At 60.4% G+C, this 26,783-nt stretch carries 15 protein-coding genes; 8 read left to right on the top strand and 7 right to left on the bottom strand.

The window, feature by feature from the left end; translation table 11 throughout:
* From ET21_RS0109985 to ET21_RS0109965, 5 genes are all read right to left on the bottom strand, one after another.
* The coding region (locus tag ET21_RS0109985; RefSeq protein WP_030539571.1) for a hypothetical protein at nt 1-361 on the bottom strand (361 nt) is incomplete at its 3' end.
* A gap of 48 nt (nt 362-409) precedes the next feature.
* Complete coding sequence (locus ET21_RS0109980; RefSeq protein WP_030539570.1) at nt 410-1,897, bottom strand: DUF2779 domain-containing protein; 1,488 nt, start codon at nt 1,895-1,897, stop codon at nt 410-412.
* 81 nt (nt 1,898-1,978) lie between these two features.
* Nucleotides 1,979-3,847: a hypothetical protein gene (locus tag ET21_RS27660; protein WP_156029088.1), complete on the bottom strand. Its 1,869-nt coding sequence runs from the start codon at nt 3,845-3,847 to the stop codon at nt 1,979-1,981.
* A 2-nt stretch (nt 3,848-3,849) separates the two neighbouring features.
* Complete coding sequence (locus ET21_RS0109970; RefSeq protein ID WP_030539568.1) at nt 3,850-6,951, bottom strand: helicase-related protein; 3,102 nt, start codon at nt 6,949-6,951, stop codon at nt 3,850-3,852.
* Between the two features lie 76 nt (nt 6,952-7,027).
* Nucleotides 7,028-7,294 carry a DUF4258 domain-containing protein gene (locus ET21_RS0109965; RefSeq protein ID WP_030539567.1) on the bottom strand — a complete coding sequence of 89 codons (267 nt, stop codon included), beginning with the start codon at nt 7,292-7,294 and terminating at the stop codon, nt 7,028-7,030.
* Nucleotides 7,295-7,368: 74 nt separating this feature from the next.
* On the opposite strand from ET21_RS0109965, the gene ET21_RS0109960 reads away from it, so the two are divergent.
* The 8 genes from ET21_RS0109960 (at nt 7,369) to ET21_RS0109930 (ending at nt 22,827) form a co-directional block, all read left to right on the top strand.
* Nucleotides 7,369-8,361, top strand: coding sequence for a YafY family protein (locus ET21_RS0109960; protein ID WP_030539566.1), 993 nt, complete (start codon nt 7,369-7,371; stop codon nt 8,359-8,361).
* 82 nt (nt 8,362-8,443) lie between these two features.
* Complete coding sequence (locus ET21_RS27655; RefSeq protein ID WP_156029085.1) at nt 8,444-8,734, top strand: hypothetical protein; 291 nt, start codon at nt 8,444-8,446, stop codon at nt 8,732-8,734.
* Nucleotides 8,721-13,886 (top strand): DEAD/DEAH box helicase, encoded by a 5,166-nt coding sequence (locus ET21_RS0109955; protein WP_030539565.1) that lies wholly within the window; start codon nt 8,721-8,723, stop codon nt 13,884-13,886. Before ET21_RS27655 ends, ET21_RS0109955 begins: the two co-directional genes overlap by 14 nt.
* 4 nt (nt 13,887-13,890) lie before the next feature.
* Complete coding sequence (locus tag ET21_RS0109950) at nt 13,891-16,662, top strand: DEAD/DEAH box helicase (RefSeq protein WP_030539564.1); 2,772 nt, start codon at nt 13,891-13,893, stop codon at nt 16,660-16,662.
* 3 nt (nt 16,663-16,665) lie between these two features.
* Entirely contained in the window at nt 16,666-20,487 is a 3,822-nt protein-coding gene (locus tag ET21_RS0109945) for an N-6 DNA methylase (protein WP_030539563.1), read from the top strand.
* Between the two features lie 3 nt (nt 20,488-20,490).
* Nucleotides 20,491-20,991, top strand: coding sequence for a hypothetical protein (locus tag ET21_RS0109940; RefSeq protein ID WP_030539562.1), 501 nt, complete (start codon nt 20,491-20,493; stop codon nt 20,989-20,991).
* An 8-nt stretch (nt 20,992-20,999) separates the two neighbouring features.
* On the top strand, nt 21,000-21,755 hold the full coding sequence (locus tag ET21_RS0109935) for an HNH endonuclease (RefSeq protein WP_030539561.1): 756 nt from the start codon (nt 21,000-21,002) through the stop codon (nt 21,753-21,755).
* Between the two features lie 436 nt (nt 21,756-22,191).
* Nucleotides 22,192-22,827 carry a S24 family peptidase gene (locus ET21_RS0109930; protein ID WP_030539560.1) on the top strand — a complete coding sequence of 212 codons (636 nt, stop codon included), beginning with the start codon at nt 22,192-22,194 and terminating at the stop codon, nt 22,825-22,827.
* Nucleotides 22,828-22,838: 11 nt separating this feature from the next.
* On the opposite strand, the gene ET21_RS0109925 is transcribed toward ET21_RS0109930, so the two are convergent.
* Nucleotides 22,839-23,747: an HNH endonuclease gene (locus ET21_RS0109925; RefSeq protein ID WP_030539559.1), complete on the bottom strand. Its 909-nt coding sequence runs from the start codon at nt 23,745-23,747 to the stop codon at nt 22,839-22,841.
* A 79-nt stretch (nt 23,748-23,826) separates the two neighbouring features.
* On the bottom strand, nt 23,827-26,772 hold the full coding sequence (gene mobF, locus ET21_RS0109915) for a MobF family relaxase (protein WP_051768103.1): 2,946 nt from the start codon (nt 26,770-26,772) through the stop codon (nt 23,827-23,829).
* Nucleotides 26,773-26,783: the final 11 nt, after the last annotated feature.

Raw genomic sequence — 26,783 nt, 5'->3', positions numbered from 1 at the left:
GCACTCGATTCACCTGAGGAATCCCCCAGGCGCAATTTCGCAACAAAGCCCTGTCGAACCCGTCACCCGCAGTCCCCGAGCGGAACTGGATGTAGTAATTCAGCGTCGAGCGGTAGTGCGAGAGGTTCGCATAGAGATTGCCGTCAATTGGAAAACGAGCCGGGTTCTCCCGGCCTGCACGCTCATCGGCCTTCGAATAGGCAAGTTCCGCCTTGATGCCTTCGAGGCCATCTGCGTCGTAGGCTTCGTCGAGATCGCCGTAATGCGCCTCAAGACGCTTCGCGTCCTGTACCTGCGTGTTCTGCGTAGACAAGGAATGACCTTGATCCACCATCCACTTTCGAAATTCGGCTTCTTGCATCAGGGCTTTCTCAAAATTCTTTGAACGGATCGGAGCAGCGGTTGCAGTCTATTTTGTATACGTGAGGTGGCGAACCACTTCGACCATGGCGAATGTGTCTTTTGCACAGTAAGTTCTGAGCGATTGCGCTATTTCAGCCATCCGGGCCTCGGTCGTGACCGGCGCAATTGCTTCGAGATAGGCAAGCTGCGCTGCAGAGCCATCCGCGACAGCCAGCGTGGCGTAGTCGCCGCTATTGCTGATGGTCGGCAGAACGGCCTTGATGGACCAGCTGCCGCCCTGGTCACGGTGGTACCAGTGCTCTCGGGTCACCGGCAGCAGATCGACGATGCGCGCTGCAATCGCCTTGAGATCGTCGGCCAGATCCGAAAACCGCTCCGCCAGCCGGAGGATGCAAGTCCGCTCGAAGGCTGCATTGTACGCGATGACGGTCCCGTCCTGCGGGATCTGGGCCACCAATGCCTCGGCGCAGGCGCGGCGAGGATCTTTGCCATCCAGGCTCAAAAACTCACGATGGGTGATCTGCCCTTCGCTATCTTCGAGGTGCGCTGAAAACTGAAAGGGGACTTGTTCCCAGGGCTTGGTTCCGAGCCAGCGAGGCAAGGCAAAGGCGATCGTCTCGAAATCGAGATAGGCTCGGGGATATGCCCAATCTCCGATGATCCGCCGCGCTCCATCCACGTAGTGGTAGGGGACGCCCGACAGGGTCGCTTCATGAATGCGAGCGTGAATGGCATTGGTGAAACTGCCAGGCGGGACATCCTCGAGTTCGACAATGCCGTGCTCGGCCCACTTGGCGGCGAGTTGTCGGCCCGTTCGGGGTAGCGAGGAGACCGGATACCGCGCCGTTTCCAGATCGCGCGAGCAATAGGCCACAAATTCGCAAGGAAACGGATCATGGCAATGATCGCCGGGATCGCGAGCCGGCTCGTTCCCGCCAAGGACCGACCGAATTTCCGCAACCAGCTTGGGGCGCTTTATGGCCAGTGGCTTGGCATCCTCCAGCGACGGCGTATCCACGAATGCGCCTTGGTAGTTGCCTTCCTCGGTCAGGAAAAACTGGTTGTTGAGGTGCCGGATGGCGGCTGAACTGACCTGGACCCCAGCCTCACGCAGCACCCAGAGCTGGGTTGCCAGATCGGCGACGTGATAGTCCTTGCGGCTCGTCGAGCTTTTCACTTCGGCAACGTGCCAGCCCCCAAGGCCGTCGGGCTCCATAATATCCACGCGCACGAGCACACCATCGTGGGCAAAGGTAGCCTCGAACAGCGGGTCTTGGGCTGATGCGGACGTGAGCTCGTGCGTGCGCTGAATCGCAGCGGCAAGATCCGGTTCTGCCTCGATCATAATGCCGCCGGAACATAGTGCGCAGGCCGCGTCCCCAACTTCATGACCAGCAGCGAAGCGCGCCTCAGCACCGTCATCGAGCTCTGCAAGGTCGGGCCGATGCGTCTGCAGCCACAATCGCTTCGGGCACTGCTCGAAGGAGGTAATCTTCGATTTGGAAAGGCCGAACTTTCGGCTGCCAGAACTCATTGAACTACGTCATGCCCCCTCATTCCCCAATGCACCGTCTGCTCTCTAGCACCGTGGGATGACAAAATCTGTCACCTTGGATTACACGTCATCCTTCGAGATGAACGAGATCGGGGCGCTCTGCTGGTCATTGATCAGCGGTATCTCCGACGGACGGCGCAGTTCGAGCTGCTCAGGAATATCCGAGGTAAGGCCATAGGCCAGGAGCAGGCGGGAGGCATCGCACTTGATGCTTGTCATCTGTGACGGAGGGCTCGGGTGCATGAGCTTCAGATCGCCGAGCGTGGGGTGCACCCGAGCAATAAATTCCTTGTGCACCGCAGTCTTGCAGCCGCCACCGATCGCCATGAGCTGCACAGGATTACGGCGCAGGGTGGCATCGAAATTGCGCGGAGCAACGCGGGGATGCCGCGCATAATTGAACACCTGATCGTATTGCTGGATGCAAGCCCGCCGAAACAGATCATCCGGGAAGCCGTCGCCTCGCGCGGCTTTAAGAGCTGCGGCGCCGAGCAGGTTCACCTCGGCAGCAAAGGCCGCGACGCGCTCGCGATTGACGAGGTTGAATGCCACAACGTCGAGTGTCGATGCCCCAACGTCGATGAGGATATGGGCGCCGTCCCTAGCAAACGGCTCATTGGCGTAGCCTGAGATGGCTGCGGTGAGCTCGGGCACGAGGTCAAAGCCCGCCGGCAGATCGTGCGTCGAGGCCTGGTAGCCCTCTCGAACCTTGCTGTGGGTGAGGCAGGTCGCGTGCGGCATCAAGGCTCGCGCGGCGCTCACAATGTGCCTGAAATCCCGATAGGTTTTGGTTTCGTCATGGGCTGCGACAGGAATGCCGATGTTGATAGCCAGGAAATTCCTGGCCGCGTCGCCCCCCAGCGGCAGAGTCTTCCCGTACCAGCCAAGGCAATGAGCAAGCTGGAGCGCAAGGAAAGCTGCGGCGGCTTCATTTCGGGTAACCGCCAAGTCCGGAAGAATGCGCTTGCCGCCGCCACCGGCCAGAATGCCTGCCTTGAAGCCTTCGAGCGCAACCTTGCCCTTGCCGGGTAGCAGGGAGAATTCCTCGGTGTCGGGCGAGAACCAGATCACGCTCTGCCACAAATAAGGATGCCGGTTCGATTGCAACAAATTGGGCGCAGGTCGTGCGGCGGTCGGATTGCCCGCCCGGTAAGGCTGGCGAACGGCGAGCTTGATTGAACTCGTCCCGAAGTCGCAGCCTATGATGTACCCAGAGTGGTCAGGTTCCGGCCTTGCCCGAATGATCTCGGAGCCGAGCGCGATGCACTCTTCGACCCCGGTCCGAACCCAGGGGAGAGCGCGCTGCGGCCGTGCTTCGATCGGAGGCGGTGCCTCGCCAAAGAGCACTCGAATTCGCTCAAGGAGTTGCTTGGTCGTTAGCGGCGGCGGGGGTGGAGGGGCAGCTGGAACAGCGGGCGTGCTTGCGACTGGCTGCCTCACCGGTTTTGGCTTGGCGACGACGAGATTGGGAAGGAGTGGCAATCGGGCCTTCCCGTTACCTGCCTTCTTGCCCTTGGCGGCTTCAACCTTTGGCGGGGGCGAAGCGGCGGGCGGGTTTTGCTTTACGATCGGCGGGGAAGGTTCGGGTTTCTTACGTTCTTCGAGAGGCCGCTTGGGTAGCAAACCAGCCTTGATTTGATGCGGGAGAGGCGCAGGCGTCTCAACCGGAACGACCTTGGATCGTCCGCGGCCGGTCGGCTGAACTTCAAACTCCTGGCGCTTGGCCTTTGATGGCGCACTCGCGGCCTGCTCTTCGGCTTTCTTCATCATAGCCGCTTCGACATCCGCAAACCCGTTTGAATGCGAGAGATCGGGCTTTGCAGGGGGAGCCCGATGCCGCTGTTGGGCAGCGCCAGGGGTGACTTTGAGTTTCTTCAAAGCCTCGGCCGCGTCGGCAAATGAGCCGAATGACTGACCTTTCTTTCCCATGCTCACCGCCCCCCAACGATAATGAGCGCAATGCCTGCGAGGATGGGCTCTTCGAACGTCAATCGCCTTTCTCGCTCGGCGATCTCGTCCAGCTTGACGTCCATGCGGGCGAGAAACTTGTTGAGCTTGCCTTGCTCGAGAAGAGCGATGCGCATGCGTCCATCGCCGCCGGTCAGCCGCAGATCCCTGATCCTACTTTCGGCTTCGCGGCGCCTGCGCTCCTTGTGTTCGACAATCAGTGCGCGCTGCGTCTCGACACGGTCATAGTGATCGGCGGCGGTCGCCTGCTGAAAGTCGTCCCACATGGCCTCCAGCGACGGCAGAAGCCTGTCCGAGATCACGGCGGCGGCTGAATCGCGCTCTGCCGGGTCGAGGCTATGCAAGCGGGGCGCTGCCGCGAGCGCTTCCATGAGCAGGCGTTCTGCATCGTCTTCCGGGACAATGCTCTGCGTCGAAAGGCTCACGCCCAGAAAGCTCAATCGATCAATCGGCAGGAGACCGTCAATCGACCAGCGTTGGACAGCCACAGCATAGGTGCCCGCTTTGAGCTTCAGTCCGGCAGGCTTGGGAATCTGAAACGCAGTGGCTGGACGCGGAGCCATCCCTGCCTGGCGATCATCAAGGATCCGGGCACAAAACCTCGCCAACGGGTGGGTCATTGGCACCGCTTCGAGCGCACGATAGCGCAAGGGGTCGGGATTGCTCCCGAATATGACTTTTACCCCGCTCGCAGCGTCACGGCTGAAGCGTGTGGGATAGCGGCGGATGTGCTGCGAACGGTAGCGTTCAAAGTCGGCTTGGCCTCTCGGTGACAAGCGGATTTCGTAGGCGTCGATGTCGAGGTTCGCGATCGGTTCGATCCGTGTGCCGGGATAGCTGTGCGTCAAGACAGCGGACACGTAGTCCCGTAGATCATCGCCGGTCAGGCGCTTGTAGGGAGCTTGAGCATCCTTGATCTTCTGAAGGATGCTGTCGCCATGGGCTACGAGACCCGGCGCTTCGCGTTCAAGCTCGTCGCTCTCCCGCTTGCGCTGTTCGGCAGCCTGGGTGGCGCGATCGAGCTCTGCAGCCCGCCGGTCGGGGCTGAGCTCCGGATCGGTGAGAACCAGTTCGATGTCCCGGATGATGTCGCCCAGGATCGGCTCGAAGTCACCAAGGGCTTCACGAATGATGCCCAAGCGCTCGTAAAGCCGATTGTACACCTGCTCCTCGATCGTATCGGCGGCGATCAGATTGATGATCTCGATCGATGGCGAACGCTGACCGATACGATCGATACGGCCGATGCGCTGTTCGACCTTCATCGGGTTCCACGGGAGATCCCAGTTGAAAAGGATGCGGCAGAACTGAAGGTCGAGGCCTTCACCGCCGACCTCGGAAGTCAGCAGGATGGTCCCGCCGGGTGAATCGGCAAAGCGCGCAATCGTCGCCTGGCGATCGTCCTTGATCCCACCGTGCAGTTCCATGACGCCAAAGCCTGCGGCTGGCAGGCGACGAGCGAGGTAAGAGATCGTGCGACGGAAGCTGGAGAAGACGATGATGCGTTGATCACCGTCCGCCTCACGGACACGGCCGAGCCATTCGACCAAGCGCGCGAATTTGGTATCGGAAGCTTCAAGCCCCGTGAGGATGGCGGGATCGTCGCAAATCTCGCCGAGCGCCTGGATCAGGGGGCCAGGAACTTTCGCCGGCGAGCGGTCATCCTCTTCCTCATCGAGTTCGAGTGACCCGCTACGCTCGCCCCAATGACGATAGGCTGAAGGCAAGCTCGAAGCGAGAAAACGCTGGGTTTGGGCGAGCAGGAACCGCTCGTTGATGTCGTGGGTGTAAGCGTATTCCTCGATCCGTTGCGTAGCGGCATCGTAGAAGTCTCGCTCGGTATCCGACATTTCCCAGCGCGGAGCCTGGGGACGGCGCTCCACGCGAAACTCGGCGACATCACGCCGGCGCGTGCGGTTGATGAGCGAACCCAGCAACGACATTTCCTCGATGCGGGCTGCCACTGCCACCCGATTGGCCGGCGTGTCCTCCATTCCCTGCGCGAGTTCATGGCGCAGGCGCTTGAGGCGCCCCCCGGTCTTGAGCACCTGGCCTTCCGGCAGCTCATCCACCAATTTGATGAGATCACCCATCGAGGTCCGCGGATCGCGCGCCGCTTCCCAGGCCGCGATCATCGGAGCGTTCTCAGCCTGCAAGACGTCGAAAAGCCACTCGCGCTCGAAGGTTTCCGGATCGATCAGCTTGAGGATCGCGCGAAGGTCATTCGCCCGCAGATTGATCGGTGTAGCCGACAGGAAAGCCGAGTAGTCGGACGCCTCGCTCACCAATTGCCCGAGCTTGTGATTGAGCGTTTCGGTGTTGCGGAGGTGATGTGCCTCATCGAACACGGCGAGGTCGAACAGCTCTTCCTCAGCATCGGCGATGTAGCGTGCGAGCTCTGCACGCGGACCCTTGGCGGGTTCATCGGGATTGTTCCAGTTCTTCGGTGGCCGGATTGCCGAGATTGAGGCGATCGCAGCGAATCCTTCGCGCCGGACCTGGTCGTCCTTGATCCGGTCCAACAGGTCAGCCGCGTCGCAGATGCGGGCGTCGACATTGAATTTTGAGCGGAGCTCCTCGCGCCACTTTTCCGTAAGCGGCTTGGGGCAGACGATAAGCAGCCTGCGGCTATCGAACCGTGCCACGAGCTCGGTCCAGATAAGGCCTGCCTCGATGGTCTTACCAAGGCCCACCTCGTCGGCGATCAGCACGCCCCGCGACGGCGAATTGAGAAGTTTCAGGACGGGCTTGAACTGGTAGGCATGGAACTCGGTGTTGGTCGCGCCGATGCTATAGATGATATCAGCGAGCTTGCCGGTCATGCGCATGTGCGTCAGCGTCCGCCGCAGGTCGTCGGGTCCGGAGAGCTTTCCGGTCGTGAAATCGGTCAATGCGTCGGCAGTTTCAGGAACTTCCTCGAGTTCGATCAGCGGCACCGTTCGCCGGCCTGCAGGCAGTTCGATCTCGATGAAGGTACGCCCGGCGCGCTCCAATGGAGGCTTCGCCGTGATCACGCCGATGGACGACGGGTCACCTTTGAGCCGAACGCGAGTACCAGGTTGCAAAGTCTTCCCCCAAATTCCGAGCAACAAACTGTTCGAAGCATAGCTTGACGGTCAAGTCTGACCGGCGAGTAAACCGTCAGAATTTAAGTCGATGATGGCGATGTCCGGCAGTAATGATGGCGCCCTCGTCACTCACCACGACATAGGTGTCGAGCGCCTTTTCCAGCTTCAGGAACGCCGATTTGCCCATGTCCTTGAGCATCCGGGACCGGCTCTGCCGCGTGAGATAGCAAACCTCCGCGCCGCGGTGACGGCGGTATTCGCCATAAGCCATCAAGGCATCGACGGCTTGCTGAGAAATCCCGCGCTGCTGCATGCGGGCTTCGGCATGGTGCGTAAACATCGGATCGTCCTTTCCCTCGTTGACAATTTCTGTCTAAACCACGGGGGCGACAGAAACTGTCACGGGGGGCCTCTATGTCATTTGCCAAGGCGGTGAATCTCTTGCGTCTCGCAATGATGGCCACGTCACGGCAGGGGGTTTGTCTCAATGATGTTGAGGGAGAATTCGGCGGTGTCCGAAGGACGGCACAGCGAATGATCGCGGCTCTGGAAGAGGCGTTTCCGGCCACAGAGCATTATGTGGGTGACGACGGGCGCCACTATTGGCGCCTGCCGTCTCGGGCGGTCGCGCCACTCCTGACACCCTCGGCGGAAGAGCTAGTCAGCCTCAAGTCAGCAATCACCGAACTCGAGCGGGTCGATATGAATGGCGAGGCCATTCAGCTGCAAAGCCTTGAGCGCAAGGTCCGCGCACTCATTCCCAGCGACCGCACACTTCGCCTGGCGACCGACGAGGAAGCCCTGCTTGAAGCCATGGGCTTTGCTGCAAGACCTGGCCCGCGCCCGTCAATGAATGAAGCCGTGGACCTCGCCATTTCGGAGGCGCTGAAGGGGCCGTTCGAATTGAGAATTCGCTACAAGGGCAGAGGAGACGCGAAGCCGAGTTGGCGAACAATCGAGCCGCTTGGGCTTCTCCTGGGTTCTCGTCGCTATCTCGTCGGTATCGATACGGCCAAGCGTGATGGACGCTACCGCCACTACCGGGTCGAAGACATCTTGGAGGCCCAGGTGCAGACCAGGATCTTCATCTATCCAGTCGAGTTCGATCTTGGGGAATACGCAACCCGTGCCTTCGGATCATATCACCATGAGGCCGAGTACGGGGAAGTGATCTGGAAATTTTCGCCCGAAGCGGCCGATCGGGCGGCAAGGTTCCAGTTCCACCCCAGCCAGGAGATCGAGCACCTGGATGACGGATCAATGCTGGTGCGCTTCAAGGCTTCTGGGCATCTCGAAATGAGCTGGCATCTCTATGCATGGGGCGACAGCGTTGAGGTACTTGCCCCGCCGAGTTTGATAGAAATGGTGCATCCATATCGAAGATCGGATTTCGCAGCCCTTCCGTGAAATCAATGAAAATGCGATCCGAGAGAATTGATACCGTTGAGATCTCTGAGATTTTTGAGATACAGTAAGCAAGCGGGGCTACATGAACATCTTAGATTTGGGTGACAGGGCCACCAGTGCCAACCAGATGTCTTTCTGGTCGTTTGCTTGCTTCGAAGTGCGGGATATTCCTGACCATGTCTCGCAAACGTACGAAGGTGAAGTATCCTGGCCGGATTCACTGCTAGAAATCAGCACCCGCTGTTCGTCTGATCTCAGGTTGACCGTTCCGGTGAGGCATTGCCCCCGAGATCAGCAGATCATGCTCACAAGCCGCGAAGAGCTATTTAGCAAACAAATCAGCGTGGTGAGGAATCCCAATGAAAGCCTTTGAGTTCGACCACCAACTGATCGATTCCTACGCAAGATTCTCAAGATCCTTCAGCACAATACGCGCTGGGGATCTTCGGGATGAGATCGAACGGCAATACGATGCCGGGCGGTTTTGGCCAGATGCCCTTCTGTCATTGAACCCGCGATTCCTTTCGGGTCCGACTGTAGATGACTTGTTGGCATCTGGGGACCTCGACGATGCGACCGGAAAGATTTTCAGATTTGGCGAAACTCCTCTGAAGTTTCACCGACATCAAGCGCAGGCGATTGCCAAGGCACGCGCTGGTCAAAGCTATGTGGTGACGACAGGTACCGGCTCGGGGAAGTCGCTCTGCTTCTTTGTGCCCGTGGTCGACGCCATTGTGCGTGCCAGGAAGGCAGGCGGGCCTCGCAAGACACGGGCCATCATCGTTTATCCGATGAATGCCCTCGCAAACAGCCAGATCAAGGAAATCGAGAAGTTCATTTCCCAATCTAGGCTACCCGAAGATGTGAAGCCGATCGTGCGGCGCTACACCGGACAGGAAAGTCCGACAGACCGCCAGGCGATTGCCGACAATCCACCGGACATTCTGCTCACCAACTTCATGATGGCTGAGTTGCTTCTTACGCGTCAGGATAAGCTTGATTCCCAAGTCATTGATAATGCCAAGGGGCTCGAGTTCATCGTGCTCGATGAACTGCATACCTATCGCGGCCGTCAGGGCGCAGATGTGGCAATCCTCGTCCGGCGTCTGCGAAACCGCTGCGCACCGGACAAGGCTCCTATCTGTATCGGCACCTCCGCCACGATGGCGAGCGAAGGGTCTGAGGCCGGTCGTGCAAAGTCTGTCGCAGATGTCGCATCCCGGCTTTTCGGCGCATCGATTGGACCAGATGCTGTGATCGACGAGTCCCTTCAGAGAGCAACCGATGATCTCTTGAAGCTCGAAGATGTGCGGCCCAAGCTGGCTCAAGTCCTGAAAAACCCCCTTCCAGAGACGCTGACCGATGAGGATCTGAAGCAGCATCCGCTGGCGGTGTGGGCCGAACTGGCGATCGGCCTTGAGGATGGGCAGGAGCTGAAGCGCAAGAAGCCGATCCCCTTCAACGAGGCGGTGGAATTGCTTTCGACCGATAGCGGCCTGGACGTCGAAACCTGCAGGCGCAGTTTTGAGCAATTCCTGACCCGGGTAAGTCTTCCGGAAAAGGATCGCGGGGGCACCGGGATAGGCGCATTTTTGGCGTTCAAGCTGCACCGTTTCATTTCAGGTGCTGGAGAGATTTTCACCACGCTGGCCGAACGTCCGAGGCGGGTCTTGTTCGAAGGACAGCTTGAGGACCCTGAGGCTCCGGGCCACCGCCTGTATCCAACGCGATTCTGCCGGCAATGCGGCCAGGAGGTCCATGTCGTCACGAAGACTGAGGATGCCCACGGGGTCCGCTATCTGCCGCGCAATATTGACGATACGCCGATGGAGGATCCGGACGGCGATGTCGCGGGCTACCTGACGCCGACTGGTGATGATGATCCGGATTACGCGTTCACGGGCGAGGTCGAGACGTACCCGGAAGACTGGCGGGAGGAACGCGGCGGGATTGAGCGAATCCGCTCGAACCGAAAAGCCAGGCTTCCGCAAATGCTCACGGTGAGCGAGGACGGGAGATACGACCCGGCCGGCGGACATTTCTGGTTCATTCCCGGCAAGTTCGGTTTCTGCCCATGTTGTCTTGACCAGCCGCACCCGAGCATGCGTGAGCGCAGCAAGCTGGCAGGGCTTTCCGGTGAAGGCCGAAGCTCGGCGACCACCCAGCTTGTCGCCACCGCCCTTGAATGGATGAACGGGGACAATAGTGGCGTCCCAGCAGAGAAGCGGAAGCTGCTCGGATTTACGGACAACCGGCAGGATGCAGCGCTTCAGGCAGGTCACTTCAATGACTTCCTGTTCGTAAGCCTGCTGCGCGGCGCAATCCTGCGAGCAGTTCTCGATGCCGGCGATGACGGCATGACCGAAGATGAGTTCGGTCTGCGCGTTGTGAAAGCTCTTGGGTTCACCGCGGCCAACAAAGATGCCCGGATCCACTGGATGCTCGACCCCGAAGCAGGCGCAGTGGTGCGGGAAGACGCACAACGATCACTTGCCAAGGTGCTTGCCCATCGCGTCTGGACAGACCTCAGGCGCGGATGGCGTTATACCAATCCGAGTCTCTCGGTGCTCAAGCTGATCGACGTCGAGTTCATCGGGCTGGATGATATCGCGGAAGACACGGAGAGCCTCATGGCCGTGCTTCCCGAGCTTGGCGGCCTTGATGTGGAGGCGCGCAAGAAGCTTCTCAAGGAACTCCTTGGCGCCATGCTTGAGGGCCTGGCAGTCAGCACTGAGGCGCTCGAACTGACCGTGCTTGACGCCGTCGCTCAAAAATCCCGAAATCTCCTCAGGGCTCCCTGGGCAATGGACCAGAAGGAAACGCCGCGAAGCCGCACGACTCTATTTCTTCAAGCTCCGGGGAAGGACCGCGTCGGGCTGCGTGAAGAGCAAACCATCATTCGCGCAGGCCACAACTCCCGCGTTGGCCGCCTGATCAATCGCAAGAGCATGCTCGGCACGAAGCTCAACAAGACCGATTATCTCGCCGTGATGACAGGCCTGATGGAGCTCCTCGCTCGCGAAGGCCTGGTATCCCTCGTCGAGATTGAAACTGACCTGCTCGGCTGGCGTCTGTCACCGTCCGCCGTCCGCCTGGTGCCAGGCTCCGCAATCCGCAACGGCACGGCGGAGGGGAACCGCTATTTCCACGACCTCTACAGCTCCATCGCTGCGGACCTCAAGCGCGGCAAGAGCACGTATTGGGGTCTCGAAGGTCGTGAGCATACCGCCCAGGTCTCTCAGAAGCAGCGGGAGTGGCGAGAATGGCGCTTCCGTTTCGAGGATGATGACCGCGCCAAGTTGAAGGACAACCTTGTCGAGATCAAAGCGGCCGGGGAATCCGACCAGTTCCTGCCTGCTCTCTTCTGCTCGCCGACAATGGAACTCGGTGTCGACATTTCGGCACTGAACGCAGTCTATCTGCGCAACGTGCCGCCCACGCCGGCCAACTATGCGCAGCGTGCCGGCCGCGCTGGTCGATCCGGCCAGGCCGCTGTGATCGTGACCTACTGCGCAGCCCAGTCACCTCACGACCAGTATTTCTTCGAGCGACGTAACGACATGGTTGCGGGCGTCGTACGGCCGCCTGCGCTCGATATCACCAACGAGGAGCTGGTGCGCTCGCATCTCCATGCGGTCTGGGTAGCCGAGGCAAAGCTCGCCCTTTCGCCGGACATCCCGGAGATCCTCGATCTCAGTCAGGCGAAATACCCGCTGAAACAGGAGATCCTCGACGCCGTCAATCAGCCCAAGCTGGTAGCCACCGCTCGCGATCCCATGAAGATGGTGCTCGACCAGATCCTCTCGTCCGTGGATGGACGAAAGCCAGTCTGGATGGGCGAGGCGGATGACTTCGTGCTCGAAGTCGCCATGAGCGCACCGCAGGAATTTGATCGCGCCTTTGATCGCTGGCGGGAACTTTACAACTCTGCCCGGACCCAGCTGATGGAGGCGAATGCCCGATCCGAGATTACGGGTCTTTCTGGGGCCGATCGCCGCAAGATCAAGGCCGCGCAGATGCAGGCGAGCGATCAGATTGCGATCCTCGAACAGGGCAAGGCTTCGAACGGCTCTGATTTCTATTCGTATCGCTACCTCGCCACCGAGGGCTTTCTGCCCGGATACAACTTCCCAAGGCTCCCACTTTATGCCTTCGTGCCTGGCGAGGGAAAAACGGGCTCCTTCCTGCAACGTGCCAGGTTCCTGGCCATCTCAGAGTTTGGTCCACGCAGCCTGATCTATCACGAGGGCCGCGCCTACCGGGTGATGAAGGCCAAGCTGCCGCCTGAAGTCCGGACTGGAGACGGGTCGGAGCTTGCCACCAAGGACATCTTCATCTGCTCCAATTGCGGCGCATGCCATGAAGGTGAAGTGGAGCGTTGCCACGCCTGCGACGCACCGATGGCGGGCGAAGTCCCGGTACAGCGCACCCTGCGGATCGATAATGTCGAAGCAGCCCCTGCCGATCGCATTACCGCCAACGATGAGGAGCGTGTTCGTCAGGGCTTCGACATCCAGACGGTATTCTCGTGGCCCAAGCGTGATGGACGACTGCAGATCACCGAAGCGGATTTCCGTTGCGGTGAAACGTCGATCCTGGCGCTGCAATATGCGAACAGCGCGGAGATCAGCCGCATCAACAAGGGGCTGAAGCGCCGCAAGAACCAATCCGTTCTTGGGTTCAATATTGACCCCCGCAGCGGATATTGGGCCAAATCCGAAGATGAAGATCCGGATGTTGATGTCCCACCGGACGTCGCCAAGCCGGTTCGCATCGTGCCGATCGTGCGGGATCGAAAGAACGCACTGCTGATCCGCTTTCGCGAGCCAGAGGCCTATGCCCCCGAGACGACCGCGACCGTCCAGCACGCGCTTCTCCGTGGCATTGAGGTTGTCTTCCAGTTGGAAGAAGGCGAAATTCTTGGAGAGCCTCTGCCTGCTCGCGACAATCGCCGCTCCATTTTGGCCTATGAGGCCACCGAGGGCGGTGCCGGTGTATTGAGCCGTTTGGTTGATGATCCCAAGGCCTTGGGCAAGGTAGCGAGGGAAGCACTCGCTCTCATGCATTTCAAAAAGGTTGATGAGGCCATCACGGCCGGGGACGCGAAGCTTCTGACCGACCTTGATGGCGAGGCCTGTGTCCGGGGCTGCTACCGCTGCCTGCTTTCCTATTTCAACCAGCCCGATCACGAATTGATCGACCGAACGAGTGATGAAGCAAAGCAGATGCTGATCGATCTTGCGCGGGGTGAGGTCGTGCTTTCCGGCCCGGAGCCACGTTCGGAAAATGCATCTGGATGGGAGCATGCATTCAAGGATGCTGGCTTGCCTGCTCCAGACGATTCATCCGTCAATTTTGCGGACCAGGCGATGGATTTCGCTTGGCGGAGCCATTTTATTGCGGCCTGCACGGCGCCCCTGAAGGCGCCGGCACGTGAAACTGCCGAAGCCAAGGGCTGGACAGTATTCGAGTTGCCGGAAGCCAATTCCGTGCCCGAAGCAATGATCATGATGTTCAAGGGGTAAGCAGATGACCGTCAATTTTGCCCCTGGAGATCTGGTGCGCGCCCGCGGGCGCGAGTGGGTCGCATTGCCCGCACCGCGCGAAGGGATTTTGGCTCTGCGCCCGCTTTCGGGAAGCGAGAATGACATGGTCATACTCGACCCCGAACTCGAGATGCTCCCGGTCGCGGCCGCACGCTTCGATTTGCCGGCCGACGCTTCTCCAACCGTCCAGTCGAAGGCAGCACTTCTGGCTGACGCGCTCCGCCTGACACTTCGGCGAGGGGCTGGCCCATTCCGATCGGCCGCGCAGTTGGCCTTCGAGCCCAGAACATATCAGCTTGTGCCGCTGCTTATGGCGCTGCGCCTCCCGGTAGTCCGCCTGCTGATCGCTGACGATGTCGGTATCGGTAAGACGATTGAGGCGGGGCTGATCTTGCGCGAACTCATGGACCGCGGGGAGGTCGATGCCTTTTCAGTGCTGTGCCCGCCCCATCTGGTCGAACAATGGGTGCTGGAACTCAACAACCGGTTCGGCATCGAAGCCGTAGCCGTCACCTCTGGGACCGCTGTGCGGCTGGAACGGGGGCTTCCGCTCGCTCAGACGCTCTTCGACGCATATCCCTATACGGTTGTCAGTCTCGACTACATCAAGGCTGACAAGCGCCGGGAGGGGTTTGCACGCGCCTGTCCCGACTTTGTCATCGTTGATGAAGCCCATACGTGCGTGGGGACTCACAAGGGCAAACAGCAGCGTTTCGAATTGCTGTCCGGCCTGGCCCGCGATCCCGAACGACGTATTGTCATGCTGACGGCGACGCCACATTCGGGTGATGAAGAGGCTTTCGCACGTCTGCTCTCCCTCATCGACCCCTCGTTTGCCTCAATGGGCTTTGAGGACGCAAGGTTTCGCGAACGCCTCGCCCGACATCTCGTGCAACGTCGCAGGATCGACATCACATCTGGTGAATGGGGTGAAGACCGCGCTTTTCCGCGCAAAGACGAACTGGAAGGCGGCCTGCCTTATCGCCTTTCGAAGGATCACCTCGCCTTTCAGGAGGCCGTCCTCGACTACTGCTTCGGTGTCGTCTCAAAGGCCGGGACCGGTCAACGCGAACGTCGTCTCGCCTTCTGGGGTACACTGGCCTTGATGCGGTGCGTTGGCTCGTCGCCAGCCGCCGCACTCAGCGCCCTCAGGAACCGCGCATCAAACGAGAGCGAGCGCCTCGAGCCTCAGATCTACGACGAGGATGGCGACGATGAAGATGCCGTGGACATCGAGCCGAGCTCGAATTTCGATGCTGACCCTGCGCTTCTCGCGCTGGTCCGGCATGCCGAGGAGCTCGTCGCAAAGCCCGACCCGAAACTGTCGGCATTGATCGATGTTCTGACACCGCTCATCAAGAAAGGGGCAAACCCGGTCGTATTCTGTCGCTATCTTGCCACTGCGGAACATGTGCGTGCCGGATTGCGCAAGGCCTTTCCCAAGTTGAAGGTCGAAGCGGTCACGGGTGTGCTTACCCCTGACGAACGTCGCGGTCGCGTGGCGGACATGGCACCGGCCGAAGACGAGAAGGATATCCAACGCATCCTGGTCGCTACGGACTGCCTGTCAGAGGGCATCAACCTCCAGCAGCTCTTTGATACGGTCATCCATTACGATCTCTCATGGAACCCGACGCGACATCAGCAGCGCGAAGGCCGCGTGGATCGTTTTGGCCAGCCTGCGGAACTGGTGCGTTCCATCATGATGTTTTCGCCCGATAGCGCGATCGATGGGGCAGTTCTCGACGTCATTTTGCGCAAAGCCGAAGAAATCCGGAAAGCAACTGGCGTGACCGTGCCTCTCCCCGAAGAGCGCGGCCCGGTAACCGATGCTCTCATGGCATCGATGATGCTGCGACGCGGCGAAACGCGCCAGTTGGCACTCGACCTCAGGCTGGACGATGGGACCAAGGCCATGGAGGCTCGCTGGCGCGATGCATCCGAGAACGAGAAGAAATCCCGCGCCCGTTTCGCCCAGAACGCCATGAAGCCGCAGGAAGTTGCCCCCGAGTGGGAGAAGGCACAGACGCTACTGGGCTCCCCTGCGGATGTTAGGACGTTCGTCGACCGGACGATGTCCCGCTTCGGTGCGCCAGTCGAGCCCCGCAAATCCGTACTTCTGGCTCATGTCCATGCGCTCGACGGTTCATTGAAGGAAAGGCTGTCCGAGCGGAACCTCACTGGATCCGTTCGCCTTGCGATTGCCGAGCCCGCGCCGACTGGGACTGCGCTGTTGACCCGGACCCATCCCCTGACCTCGACACTCGCCGAAGCCCTTGTCGAGGCATCGCTCGATCCGGAAACACTGTCGGGCCTCGGAATCGGTAGGGTTGGCGCATGGCCGACGACAGCCGTTGGGCAGATGACCCGGATTGCCCTTCTGCGGATTCGCTACAAGTTGACGATTCATGCCCGAAAGGAGCGTTTACTGTTGGCGGAGGAAGCCGCTCTCGTTGCGATTGAGGGCAACAGGATTGTCGCCACCGGGGAAACAGCACGGGAATTGCTCAACACCCCTGCAACTGCAGATCTGGCAATGCCGGCTCGCGATCGCTTTGTTACCAGGGCCAGAGAGGAGCTGCCGTCTTTGCTGGACGGCCCCTTGGCTGGTTTCGTGCAATCACGCGTCGAAGAGTTGAGCGAAGACCACGCCCGCCTCCGTGCAGCGGCGGGCTCCGCGTCCCGCGTCACTGTGGAGGCCGTCACCCCGCCAGACGTGATTGGCCTTTTCGTCCTGATGCCGAGCGAGATGTAAGCCATGGCCCGCAAAACCATCACCGACATGTCGGCCTGGCCGTCACTTTCCCTGGAAGGCAATCTGATCGCGCCGGCCATGGTCGCGCAAATTGCCGAGCCGAAAGACGATGCAGATACCCGGGCGGGTTACGGCATCCGCAAGGGTCTGACGATCCGTGAGGAGATGTCGACCGCCTTTCGCGTGGGCCAGTCTCACTTCGATGCATTCGCGAAACTGGAAAACCCTTCGGTTGAGGCAACCCGACGCTTTGTCCGCGAGTTTCTGAAAGAAACGTTCGGGTTCAATGACCTTCTGCCAGCGGAGGGCGCGGTATCTTTCCTCGCCGGCGGACGCGTACCAATCGTCGTCGTTCCGCCAGCCGACGAAAAGCTCGATCGTCGCAGCGCGACCCTTTCAACGGATCGCTCGCGCTCAGCCGCTTTCGCGCTCCAGGACTTTCTCAACGACAACGACGACGCCCTGTGGGGTCTGGTCACCAACGGCGTTCTGATCCGCCTGATGCGGGACAACGCGTCCCTGACCCGTCCTGCCTATATCGAGGCTGATCTCGCCCAGATTTTTGCGAACGAGGATGCCGCCTCATTCTCGATCCTGTGGCTGATGATCCACCGAAGCCGGTTCGGGCAGACCGGGGCTCCCGCCACGGATTGCGCGCTGGAACACTGGCGCGATGCCGGATCACGCGAGGGCGAAGCTGCCCGCGAGCGCCTGGCAGATCAGGTTGAACTTGCCCTGAAATGTCTCGGCTCAGGCTTTCTGGAAGCCAACCCGGAACTCGCCGGCAAGCTCAAGTCGGGTGAGTTCAACCTCACCGAATGGTTCAATGAACTGCTGCGGCTGGTCTATCGCCTGATCTTCCTCATGGTCGCCGAAGATCGGAACTTACTCCACCCGGAGAAGGCCAAGGCCGAGGCCCGCAAGCTCTACGCCGAAGGCTACAGTCTCGCGGTCCTGCGGGCCCAGTGCTTTCGCGCCGCGACATGGGACAAGCACTTCGATCGCTTCGAAGGCGTCAAGATCCTGTTCAAGGCACTGGCGCATGGCGAGGAGCGGCTCGCGCTGCCAGCGCTTGGCGGACTGTTTGCCGAGGATAGACTGCCCCACCTTGAATCCGCGCGTCTGCACAACAAGGCTTTCATGGAAGCGCTCTATCGCCTGTCCTGGCTGTCGGACAAAGCCGGTATGGTGTCAGTCAATTGGCGCGCCATGGAAACCGAGGAACTGGGCTCCGTTTACGAATCCCTGCTCGAGCTCCAGCCGCAACTCGGTGATGATGGGAAGACGCTGAACTTTGCCTCGGAAGCGGCCGAGCAGAAGGGCAACCAGCGCAAGACCAGCGGCTCCTATTACACTCCCGATAGTCTCGTTCAGGCGCTGCTCGACACTGCGCTCGATCCCGTTCTCGATCAATGCGAGGCTGAGGCGGACGATCCGGTAAAGGCGCTTCTCAAGCTGTCGGTCATTGATCCAGCCTGTGGTTCGGGCCATTTCCTGCTGGCTGCCGCGCGCCGCATCGCCACGCGCGTGGCACGCATCCGGGCTGATGGCACGCCGTCACTGGCTGATTTTCGCCATGCCCTGCGTGATGTTGCGCGGTCGTGTCTGCACGGGGTCGATCGCAACCCCATGGCAGTGGAACTGACCAAGGTCGCGCTCTGGATCGAGACAGTTGATCCAGGCCTCCCGCTCGGGTTCTTCGATGCGCAGATCCGTTGCGGTGATGCGCTGTTGGGGGTGTTCGACCTCAAGGTCCTGCAGGACGGCATTCCCGATGCCGCGTACAAGCCGCTGACCGGCGACGACAAGGATACGGCCAAATACTATCTCCAGGCCAACAGGGACGCGACGAAGGGTCAGGGCGGGTTCGACTTTGGCACCGGCCAGGTCGCCATGCCGGAAATGAAGCCATTGGCATTGGACTTCTCAGGCTTTCGAGATCTACCGGAAGACACAGTCGAGCAGATCGACGCGAAGGCGAAACGCTTCGAGCAGCTGCGCGGGGGGCAGACATTTGCCCGCGCCACGACCGCAGCGGATCTCTACATTGCGGCCTTTCTCCTTCCGAAGCGCGGTGGCGCGCCTGCTGGCCCGTCTGCCCGCACCGTGCCGACCACTGAAGAGCTCTGGCTGGCTCTCAACCAGGGCAAGATTCGGGAGGCAATGGCGAATGCGCCGCAGGTTGCTCGCAGGGCTCGTGCCCTTCATTGGCCGTTGGAATTCCCCGATGTGATGCAGCGCGGCGGGTTCGATGTGGTGCTTGGCAATCCGCCGTGGGAGGTGACGCAGGTATCTGATGAAGAGTATTTTTCGACCAGACGGCCCGACATTGCGGCCATGAAAAGCGCGGCGCGGAAGCGTGCGATTGCCGACCTTGAGACTGACGCGCCGCGTGAGTTCGCCCTCTATCAGGAGGCTAAACGTACCGCAGATGCGCAAAACGAATTCGCGCGGACGTCTGGCCGTTTCGAACTTTCCGCACAAGGGAAGATTAACACATACGCACTCTTCTCGGAGCTTAGCCTGCGGCTATTGAAGAGCGAAGGTCGAGCAGGAATCATTGTTCCTGCCGGCATAGCGACAGATTTCTTCCGCCGCCATTTCTTTGATTTTGTTGTGCGCGAAAAACGCATCTTCTCTGCGCTTATGTTCGATAATCAACTACGCATATTCCCAGCCGTTCATCCGGACACCCCATTCACGTTGCTAACGCTGTGCGAAGGGTGTGATAGGCCTAATTTCACTTCGTATATTCTGCGCATCGAGGAACTGTCTGACAAAGAGCGTTATTACTCTCTTTCGCGCGACGAGATCGCCGCAAGCAACCCAAACACAAGAACCCTGCCAATCTTCCGATCGCGCCAAGACGCTGATCTTATTACAAAAATGTATAAGAACAGCGAAATACTCATTAAGATTGAAGGGGGCGTCGAAAGATCGCCATACGAACCAATCGTTATTCAGAACTTCTTTACATCTTCAAACCAACTTGATGCACAAATGTTCGAAGAGTTTGGCGGAAAGAAAGATGATCCTAGCTTTCTTCCAGTCCGCCGAGGAGGGTCTGTTTTCCAGTTCGATCATCGATATGGCGCCCCAGAAGATGTCCGAATGGGGGGGCACGAGTTTATCGATGCGGATAGGTTCGTGCCTAGATTGGAGGTCGAAACTAGGCTTGCCGAGAAGGGTTGGAGACGAGATTGGCTCCTAGGATGGCGCGACATCACCAATGCAACTAACGAAAGGACGGTAATCTCCACAGTAATCCCGCTCTCAGCTACCGATGATACGCTTTCTCTTCTGCTGCCAACAATTAAAGATATTAAACTGATCGCATGTCTTTTGGCCAACTTGAACAGTTTAGCCTTGGACTATGCTGCACAATCCAAGGTCGGTGGGACGCATATTCGGAAGAACACTATTGCTCAATTCCCGGTGCTGGCTCCGGCATACTACTCGAACGAACGTCTCGCCTTCATCACCCCGAAGGTTCTGGAACTTACCTACACCTCGCACAGCCTCGCCCCCTTCGCCCGCGATCTGGGCCATGATAGCCCGCCCTTCGCCTGGGACGAGGACCGCCGCGCGCACCTGCGCGCCGATCTCGACGCCTTCTACGCCCGTGCCTACGGCCTGACACGCGACGAGCTGCGTTATATCCTCGACCCCGCCGACGTGAAGGGTCCCGACTACCCTTCAGAAACCTTCCGCGTGCTGAAGGATAAGGAAATCCGCCAACACGGCGAATACCGCACCCGCCGCCTCGTACTCGCAGCTTGGGACCGGATGGAAACGAACGGCGAATTTAGCGCGATGGGAATGTAGGGAATGGAACGCTATTACGATGGCGATCGGCTGGTTGAGGACGTGTCGCGGGCCCTTCAAGAAGTGCTCGGCAAGCACGGCGTCGAGCTTTACAGCCTGCTCGGCGTCACAACGGCACTGGAAGCGATCGCATCGCCGCTGAAGTTCCATCACCTGCAGGGGATCGCCGGGCACGAGATGGGCAAGCTGGGGCAGCTGGCCTACTACGCATCGCACATTCCCCGCCGGGTTGCCCTGTTGCAAAGCCCGCACAGCCTGACGGTCAATCCGCTGATGGAAAGTATCGTCGTCGCCCTGAAACGAACGAAAGTACCGCTGGATGCTGACGCCCTGCGCTTGGCAGCCTATCGCGTTATGCTGGGCAAGCCTCGGGCTACGATCAAATCCGCTGAAAAGGGAAACAGCTCTCTTTCTCCCGCCTTTTCATCGGCCCTCGAATACTTGGCCGAAGGCAATGTCATCTGCCAGACTGAGGCTGGTGCCTGGCAGCTGAACGATTTGTGAAAGATGGCATGATTCAATCCCCCCAATCCTTCATCGTCCGCGAAGAGTGCGAAAAGGCCACTTGGCAGAACGGCTTCCGACGCAAGCTGGGGGAGGCGGACGGGTGGGCCGCGTTCGGTTCAACCACTGCACCCGGAACGATCTACCTTGCCGCGGCTGGCTCGCAAGGACCATGGTTCATGGCGCTTGATCACGCCGGCGTCATCGAGGAGCTGGATTTGCAGGCTACTCAGCTGCCCGGCCCCGGCATCGCTCGCTATGCCTTCGACACGCTCGGCCAGCTTTATGGCGTGCTGCCGCGCGTCTATCAGCTGGCGGCCAGCCTGCCCGACGCACCGCTTCAGGAGTTCGAGGCCAAGATCAAGGATCTGCCAACGACCACCGAGGCTGAGCGGCTCGTCGTCCAGCGTATCGGTCAAAACATCTTCCGCGATCGCTTGATCGACTATTGGCAGTCTCGCTGCCCGCTGACCGGTATCACGGACAAGGCACTGCTGCGGGCATCGCACATCGTTCCGTGGAAAGATTGCACAAGCAACGCCGAACGCCTCGACGTGCACAACGGCTTGCTGCTGTCGGCTCTGTGGGACGCCGCCTTCGATCGCGGCCTCGTCACCTTCGATGATGAGGGAAGTCCGCAATTCTCGCCTGCACTGAGCGAGACAGGCCGCGCAGCCCTGCACTGGCTGGCACCACTGCAGCTAACGGAAAAGCACAGACAGAAACTTGCTTGGCATCGCCAAACTCTGTTTATCAATATGTGAAGTGAAGTCGGCGCACCGCCCGTTGCTCATTCACGTGCATCATTCGTTGGAGGTAGGCAGCACATAATCATTGTCGTGCTGCCGAAAGGCTTCGCCAGGCACATTCTTGAGAGGCTTGCGAGTTACCGCTCCGATTGTCGTCCCGGCGACATAGAGGCGAGGTACGCCTCGACCCTTTCCAGCGTCCGCCGCCGTGGCCGCCGTCCCAATCGCAAGTCCAGCACAAAGCGCGGATCTCCTACTGCCCGTCGCCCGAAGCGGGTGGCGGACATGTGGGTCTCCTTGAGATGACGCTCGATGCGATCCAGCAGCTTCATGGCTTACCTCGAATCAGATTTAGCTTGTGTTCTTGTTATGTTCTTATTAGGAAGACTCCATCGAGTCTAGGATGAATTCCTACACGCCAACCTGGACCGCCCCTTGAAAGGCGCCGCCGATGGAGAATGTCAGAGAAGAGCTGGATCGCCTGATCCGGCAGAGAAACGTGGGCTATTCCGCGATTTCGCGGCTGCTCAATCGTAACCCCGCCTATATTCAGCAGTTCATCAAGCGCGGCTCACCGCGCAAGCTAGACGACGAAGACCGGCGCATTCTTGCCCGCTTCTTTGGGGTCGACGAGCAGGTGCTCGGCGGCCCGGCGCTTCCTGCGCGCGATGGCTTGGTTGAAGTGCCGATCCTCAATGTCGATGCTTCGGCCGGCTTTGGCGCGATCGCGGAAAGCGAGACGGCGCATACGCGGTTCGGCTTTGACGAGCGATGGCTGGGCAAGCTGACCCGGGCCAAGAGCGCGAGCCTGTCGATCATCCATGTCCATGGGGAGTCGATGGAACCGACATTGCGGGACGGGGACGAAGTCCTCGTCGACGCGTCCGATCAGGGCTCGCGCCTGCGCGATGGCATCTATGTGCTGCGCGCCGACGATGCACTCGTGGTGAAGCGGGTGACCATCCAGCCGGGTGGGCGGCAGATCACGATCTCGAGCGACAATTCGGCGTATCCGACCTGGACTGACGTTGACCGCTCGACGATCCATGTCGTCGGCCGGGTGATCTGGTTCGGGCGCTCGGTCTGATCTGCCGGGCGTCAGGCCCCTGCAAATCGTTCACGATGCCGCGCAACAAAGTCGGGCCGCGGATGCAAGCCGCGGTCACGCGGCAGTCGGATTTGCTGCCCTGCCGGCGGGAAGAGTTGCAAGAGCTCTGACGGCACCTTGTTGTGCGATACCAGCAGGCAGAGATTGTCATCGAAGGTGATAAGGTGGCGATCGAACAGCCAATGGGCCGTCGCTGACAGCGCCACCCCGTTCTGAACGATGTCCGGCCCACCATCAGCAACGGACCAGATGTGCGCGGCCTGGGCTTCGGCCTTGCCGCCTCCATTCACGATCCTGAGACCCGTGACTGCGCAGGTGTTCTCGTAAGCGTCGAGAACATGATTGCGGAAGTTCGCGTCCCTGATCTTGCGGTTCACCAGCATCTGCTCGACGCGTCGCTCCGCGAAATGATCCTCGAGCAGCAGATTGGTTTCCGGGTCGATGCGCGGCGCGTCGAGTTCTAGCCGGATCCGGTTGTCGGGATCGAGGGTCTCGGCAAGCCCTGCATTGACGATCGCCACGAAATCTTCGTTCTCGAGCACGCGGACCGACTTGCCGCGTAAGCTTCGCCCGGCATCGCCTGGCCTCACCATCTCGCGCAGGAACCGCTCGGCAAAGCGGCCGCTGCCGTCGCGGTAAGGTACGGGCTGATCGAACTCGAGATAGTCGCGCACGCGCGCGTAGAAGTGGCTGGGGTCGCTGGGATCAGCATCGATCCGCTCGACAAAGGCGGCGGCAATATAGGCCATGCGGCCGCCAGCGACGCGGGTCTCGCGATAGACGATCCAGTCGCTGGTCAGCTCTCGTGCGATCGAGAGGTAATTGCTCGGGAAATGATACCGCTCGGTGATCGCGTCATCGTAGCGCGAGTTTCCGCTGATCTCGAAAACGCCCTTCACAGTCCCGCCCATAGCCCAAGTCGACGAGCGCCAGGTTGCCTGGAGAACGCTTCGCCGTCCAGGCTCACCATCGAAAAGATCAAATGCCGATTTCGAAGGGTTTGGTCCGCTCCTTGGTCAGTTCGGGCGGCTTCTTCGAATGATCGTCCTTGTTCGAGGCGCCAGCGGCCAGGCCGTTCGCGGCTGCCTCGCGGAGCCGCTCGGTCACTTCCAGGGCCGAGGTCTTTTCGCCGGTGTTGTGGGCCACGGCCTTTCCAAGCTTATCGGCACTGTCGACCACAAGGGTCAGGTGATCGCGCAGGCGTGTCACGGTCACGAGGAAGGTCTGCTGGTTGGCAAGGTTGCGCTCGCGGCTATCCATCACCGCAATCCCGCGATCCGAAGTGAGTCCCTGGGCCATATGGGCATTGAGCGCGTAGGCGAGGTCGAGCCGTCTCAGCATCGGGTCCCCGCGCTCGAGTTCATGGCGCAGGCCGGATGACGTCACCAGCGTAACCTTGGATCCGTCAGTAGTCTCGATCCGAGCCTGGTCCGCATTGAACAGGCCTCGCCGATGATCGTTCTCGGTCCAGCGAATCCGGTCGCCGTCATGGACTGAAAGGCGCTTCTCATCGAACAGCGCGAGCCGATCGCCCTTCTCGCCGGGGCGGATGCGGCTCGGACGAAGGCTGCGCATCCTGCCCTTGCCATCGCGAAGGCGGACTTCGCGCGATCTGTCGTCGATGCTCTCGATCTTGTATTCGCCCCGCGGGAGGCGCTGCTGCTTGTCCGGGCTACGAACCTCAAGGACCATGCCGGGGCGGTAGGCCGAGAGGTATCGCAGCTCCTCGCGGGTAGCATTGACTCGCGACAGCACAGTCAGCTCCAGCGCGGCCGTACCAAGCTCTCCATTGGCCTTGAGCCCGCGTTGCACCGCTTCATTGACCGCGGTGCGCAAGAGCCGGCCAGAGGCATAGATCGCAGTCCCATCGCGGTCCTGCGGCGCCAGCGCGAGCCATTGCTCGGCAGCGACCACTGCGCTGTCGCCCCTTGTCTCGATCGTCGAGCCTTTAAGATGGCCGAGGGCGGTATGGACATCGCCCGTTTGTGCAGCGGCCTGGGCGAGCCGCAGCTGCGGGTCCCGGCCGCGCAGGTTGGTGGTCATGTCCGCGCGCGCGATGCCTGCCTTCTGAACGAGATCGAAGGGTTTGCCCGCATCGACCGCGCCGAGCTGGCGCGTGTCGCCCACAAGGACAAGCCGCCGGACGCCGGCAAGGTTGGCCAGCGTTACCAGGCGCTCCTTGTCGTGGTTCGAGACCATCGAGGCTTCGTCGAGGACCAGCACGCGGTCGCCGAGCGCTTCCTTCGCCTCAGCCTGAAGGCCGGCATTTCCGGGATCTTCCAGCAACGGCGCCCAACTCTTGAGAAGCCGCGCCAAGGTCATCGAGGTGATGCCGGTATCGCGCTCCAGCATCTGCATCAGGGTGTTCTGGACTGCGAGCCCGATGATCTCCTTGCCTTCCTCGCCGAGGATCTGAGCCACGGGCTTCAAAACACTGCTCTTGCCCGCGCCGGCGACGCCCTGGATGGCGATTGTCCGGTGGGTCGATGCCAGGATCAGGCGTGCAGCCCCTTCCTGGCCTGCGTTGAGGTCGATACCGTGATTGATGGCAGCGACCGCCTTGACCCGTGCGCCTGCTTCTTTGCTGTCGAGAATGGGAGAGACAGCGTCCCTCCCGGCTTCGACCGCGGCGAGAATGCGATGCTCGCTAGCGAGCGCATCGCGCGAGGTCAGCCAGCCCTTGTGCTCTCCTGACCCTGGAACGAGATCGCCCGAACGGACCAGTGCATTGACCCGCGTTTCGACGGCTGCGATCGTTGTGGGCAGCCCGAAATCCAGCGCTGCCTTGAAAAGGGCCTCACGTGGGAAGGCCGCTTCGCGCTGCGAGAGGTGGCGCACGGCAGAGGCTGTTGCCTGGGCTGCGGCAATGGTCTCGCGGTCCCGCTTCAGGACGTGAGCCGGGATAAGCGGATCGGCAGGATTGCCCTTGATCCGCTCGGCAAAGTCCCGAAGCCAAACCTTACCCCGCTCGATAAGGCTGGAGCCAGTTGTGATCGCGCGAGATGCCGGATTTGCGAGGCTCTGCGCCCGTTCAACCATGGCTGGCAGGTTCAGGCCTGCGGCCTCGGCCTGGCCTTGCCAACTCGACAAAAGGGCGCCCCGATCGGCGACGGCCTGCTTGGCGCTGCGGGTGTCGAGGGCAGCAATCTTACCGGCTTCAAGCCCCGGGCCGCGCCGCGCGTCGAGCACTTCCTGGCGCCGCGTGGAGAAGGCCATGACCTGCTCACGGGTAAATCCCGCCGCCTCGAAATTGCCGTGCTTGCCGACGGGCCCCGCCGCATAGCCGAGCTTTTCAACCGAAAGCCGGAAGCGCGCCATCGTCATGCTGTTAAGGAGCGTGTTGAGCGACCAAAGCCGGTCATTCTTGAGCGTCCGCCATTTGCCATCGGCGCCTTTCGTGGCGTTGGCGACCACGGCGTGGAAGTGGAGGTTGGGCTCCTGGTTTCGGTTGGTATCGTGCTGGAACAACGCAACGGTGAGGTTGCCGGACTGTACCGTGCGCACCTTCCCGTTTTCGACGAGGCGCGTTTCGGCCGCGTTCCTCTCAGCCCATTGCAGCGTCTCGATCACCGCTTCGCGATAGGCTTCGACGATCCGCTTATCGCCTCCAACGAGGGCGAGGACCGACCAGCTCTTGGGCAGCGAGAAAGTGAGATCCGTCCCGGCTCGGTGCTGGTTTTCGTGGCCGACCCTGGTTCCGTCGGGGAGCTCGCCATTGAGTAGCTTGTCGAAGACCGTAGCATCAACTTCTCCGAAAAGGCCCAGCGCTGCGGCGCCTGATCCCACCCATTGACCCGATCGGTCGGCGTCCGCACTCGCATAGTAGTTGTCGGCAGCAAAGTAGCTGGCCGCGCCGGAGGCTGACCGGACATTGGCAACCGAAAGGGCTTTGTTGCATAACTCCTGATAGGCTTGCTGCGGGATTTATTTGAGAT

This window comes from Sphingobium sp. DC-2, from assembly GCF_000722555.1.
Lineage (GTDB): Bacteria > Pseudomonadota > Alphaproteobacteria > Sphingomonadales > Sphingomonadaceae > Sphingobium > Sphingobium quisquiliarum.
The sequence above is the reverse complement of the archived record's forward strand: the minus strand, read 5'-3'. Positions and strand labels throughout refer to the sequence as shown.

Excerpts from the sequence above, each read along its gene's own strand:
- ET21_RS0109940 (WP_030539562.1), top strand. The coding sequence starts at position 20,491 with ATGGAACGCTATTACGATGGCGATCGGCTGGTTGAGGACGTGTCGCGG.
- ET21_RS27660 (WP_156029088.1), bottom strand. The coding sequence starts at position 3,847 with ATGGGAAAGAAAGGTCAGTCATTCGGCTCATTTGCCGACGCGGCCGAG.
- ET21_RS0109965 (WP_030539567.1), bottom strand. The coding sequence starts at position 7,294 with ATGTTTACGCACCATGCCGAAGCCCGCATGCAGCAGCGCGGGATTTCT.
- ET21_RS0109960 (WP_030539566.1), top strand. The coding sequence starts at position 7,369 with ATGTCATTTGCCAAGGCGGTGAATCTCTTGCGTCTCGCAATGATGGCC.
- ET21_RS27655 (WP_156029085.1), top strand. The coding sequence starts at position 8,444 with ATGAACATCTTAGATTTGGGTGACAGGGCCACCAGTGCCAACCAGATG.
- ET21_RS0109935 (WP_030539561.1), top strand. The coding sequence starts at position 21,000 with ATGATTCAATCCCCCCAATCCTTCATCGTCCGCGAAGAGTGCGAAAAG.
- ET21_RS0109955 (WP_030539565.1), top strand. The coding sequence starts at position 8,721 with ATGAAAGCCTTTGAGTTCGACCACCAACTGATCGATTCCTACGCAAGA.
- ET21_RS0109950 (WP_030539564.1), top strand. The coding sequence starts at position 13,891 with ATGACCGTCAATTTTGCCCCTGGAGATCTGGTGCGCGCCCGCGGGCGC.
- ET21_RS0109930 (WP_030539560.1), top strand. The coding sequence starts at position 22,192 with ATGGAGAATGTCAGAGAAGAGCTGGATCGCCTGATCCGGCAGAGAAAC.
- ET21_RS0109945 (WP_030539563.1), top strand. The coding sequence starts at position 16,666 with ATGGCCCGCAAAACCATCACCGACATGTCGGCCTGGCCGTCACTTTCC.
- ET21_RS0109980 (WP_030539570.1), bottom strand. The coding sequence starts at position 1,897 with ATGAGTTCTGGCAGCCGAAAGTTCGGCCTTTCCAAATCGAAGATTACC.